Raw genomic sequence first — 3,120 nt, 5'->3', positions numbered from 1 at the left:
GGCCGAGGGAATCGAGACGCGCTACGTCCCGGTTGAGTCGGGGATGGTGACCGATCAGGACGTTGCTGCCTTCGGCCAGGCGCTGGCAGAGGTGCAACGCCCGGTCCTGGCCTACTGCCGGACCGGCACACGCTCGGCGACACTCTGGTCGCTGCACGAGGCGAAAAGGCGACCCGTCTCCGAGATCCTCGCCATGACGAAGGCGGCAGGCTATGACATGAACGGTGTCGCGCGCCGCGTCGCCAACGGCGGCAAGACCCCGACCGATACCGGCGATGCGCACTACAAAGTGGTCATCGTCGGCGCGGGTGCCGGCGGCATCGCAGTCGCGGCAAGCCTCAAGTCGCGCAAGCCCGGCCTCGAGATCGCGATCATCGATCCCGCCGAAATTCACTATTACCAGCCCGGCTGGACGATGGTCGGCGGCGGCATATTCGAGGCACAGGAAACCGCCAAGACAATGGGCAGCCTGATCCCGAAAGGGGTCAAGTGGATCAAGGCCGCGGTCGCGGCCTTCGAGCCGCAGAACAACGCGATCATCCTCGATGGTTGCCGTGTCGTGAAATACGATGGTCTCGTCGTCTGTCCCGGTCTCAAGCTCGACTGGGGCAAGGTCGAAGGCCTTGTCGATACGCTCGGCCGAAACGGGGTGACCTCGAACTATCGCTACGACCTGGCGCCCTACACCTGGCAACTGGTGCAGGAGATGCGCGGCGGCACCGCGCTCTTCACCCAGCCGCCGATGCCAATCAAATGCGCCGGCGCGCCGCAGAAGGCGATGTATCTCTCGGCCGACCACTGGCATCGGTCCGGTCGTCTCAAGGACATCGACATCCACTTCTGCAACGCGGGCGGCGTGCTCTTTGGCGTGAAGGACTACGTGCCGGCACTGATGGAATACGTGAAGAAGTACGACGCGACGCTGGACTTCTTCCACAATCTCGTGGCGGTCGACGGGCCGGCGAAGACGGCCACCTTCGAGGTCAAGGAGGCCGAGAGGGAGCCCCGCCGCGTCGAGTTGGCGTTCGACATGATGCATGTCTGCCCGCCGCAGACAGCGCCGGACTTCATTCGCGTCTCGCCGCTGGCCGATCCGGCGGGCTGGGTCGACGTTGACCAGGCGACGCTGCGCCACAAGAGCTTCGACAACATCTGGGCGCTTGGCGACGTGATGAACGCACCCAATGCCAAGACTGCGGCAGCGGCGCGGAAACAGGCGCCGACCGTTGCCGAGAACATCGTCGCCGACATCGCCGGACACTCGGCCGTGGCGCAATACGACGGCTATGGCTCGTGCCCGCTGACGGTCGAGCGCGGCAAGATCGTGCTTGCGGAGTTTGGGTACGGAGGGGCGGTGAAGCCGAGTTTCCCGTCCTTCGTGATCGACGGAACGAAGCCAAGCCGCGCCGCGTGGTTCCTCAAGGAAAAGATGCTGCCGCCGATCTACTGGCAGGCGATGCTCCGGGGCCGCGAATGGATGGCAAAGCCCGAAAAGCTCGAGACCGCGGCCAAATAACTGAACGGCGCGCCGGCATCTCCTCCCGCCCACCGCGCGTTCGCGAGCGGGGCGCACAGGTTGCGCCCCGTTCCCCAATCCTGAGAGAACTCGATGAAGCTACGATTTGCCCGTTATCTGCCGGTCCTTACATGGGGCCGACAGTATGATCGATCCGCGCTGACGAACGATCTCGTCGCGGCGGTGATCGTGACGATCATGCTGATCCCGCAGTCGCTCGCCTATGCGCTTCTGGCAGGCTTGCCGCCAGAGGCGGGAATCTACGCCTCGATCGCACCGATCCTCCTCTACGCGGTCTTCGGCACCTCACGCGCGCTCGCGGTTGGGCCTGTGGCAGTGGTCTCGCTTCTGACAGCCTCCGCCGTCGGTCAGGTCGCCGAGCAGGGCACGGCGGGCTATGCCGTCGCCGCGCTGACGCTTGCGGGGCTTTCCGGGGGCTTCCTGTTGCTGCTCGGCGTCTTCCGCTTGGGGTTTCTGGCCAATTTCCTCAGCCACCCGGTGATCGCGGGATTCATCACCGCGTCCGGCATCCTGATCGCGACGAGTCAGCTCAAGCATATCCTCGGGATCGAGGCGGGCGGCCATACGCTGATCGAGATGGTCGGCGCGCTTCTGTCACATCTGGGGCAGATCAACCCGATAACGGTGGTCATAGGCGTCACGGCGACGGCATTTCTTTTCTGGGTGCGCAAGGGACTGAAGCCGCTCCTGCGCAGGATGGGCGCAGGTCCGCTTCTGGCCGACATCGTCACCAAGGCTGGCCCCGTGGCGGCGGTCGTGGTGACGACGCTCGCGGTATGGGTCCTTGATCTTGAAGGCCGAGGCGTCTCCATCGTCGGCGAGGTGCCGCAGGCCCTGCCGCCGCTGACCCTTCCGGGTTTCGCGCCCGACCTGATCCGTCAACTGGCGATCCCGGCAATCCTGATCTCCATCATCGGCTTCGTGGAATCCATTTCCGTCGCGCAGACGCTCGCCGCCAAGAAACGCCAGCGCATCGACCCGAACCAGGAACTCATCGGCCTCGGCGCCGCCAACCTCGGTGCGGCCTTCACCGGCGGCTATCCTGTCACCGGTGGCTTCGCGCGTTCGGTCGTGAACTTCGATGCGGGCGCCGAGACACCGGCCGCCGGCGCTTTCACGGCGATCGGCCTCGCGATTGCGGCGCTCGCCCTGACGCCGCTGGTCTATTACCTGCCCAACGCGACGTTGGCCGCAACAATCGTCGTCGCCGTGCTCAGCCTCGTCGATTTCTCTATTCTGAAGAGGACTTGGTCCTATTCGCGCGCCGACTTCACAGCGGTCGCGGCAACGATCTTCCTGACCCTGACCCTGGGCGTCGAGATTGGCGTTGCCTCAGGTGTGATCCTGTCCATCGCGCTACACCTTTACAAGACGTCGAAGCCCCATGTCGCCGAGGTCGGGCTCGTTCCCGGCACGAACCACTTCCGCAATATCAACCGGCACGAGGTCGAGACCGATGCGCATGTCCTCACCCTGCGCGTGGACGAGAGCCTCTACTTCGTAAATGCCCGGTTTCTCGAGGATCTGATCCAGGATCGCGTGGTCGACGGCGGCGCTCTGCGCCACGTGATCCTCATGTGCTC

2 protein-coding genes are annotated in these 3,120 nt (G+C 64.7%); both read left to right on the top strand.

Features of this window, described 5'->3' with window-relative positions; translation table 11 throughout:
* The coding region (locus FQV27_RS18620) for a bifunctional protein tyrosine phosphatase family protein/NAD(P)/FAD-dependent oxidoreductase (RefSeq protein WP_147101586.1) at positions 1-1,516 on the top strand (1,516 nt) is incomplete at its 5' end.
* A 93-nt stretch (positions 1,517-1,609) separates the two neighbouring features.
* Positions 1,610-3,120 (top strand): SulP family inorganic anion transporter (locus FQV27_RS18615; RefSeq protein WP_147101582.1); only part of this gene is annotated, 1,511 nt, incomplete at its 3' end.

This window comes from Paracoccus aurantiacus (genome assembly GCF_007993065.1).
Lineage (GTDB): Bacteria > Pseudomonadota > Alphaproteobacteria > Rhodobacterales > Rhodobacteraceae > Paracoccus > Paracoccus aurantiacus.
This window is presented reverse-complemented; position numbering and strand designations above follow the sequence as displayed.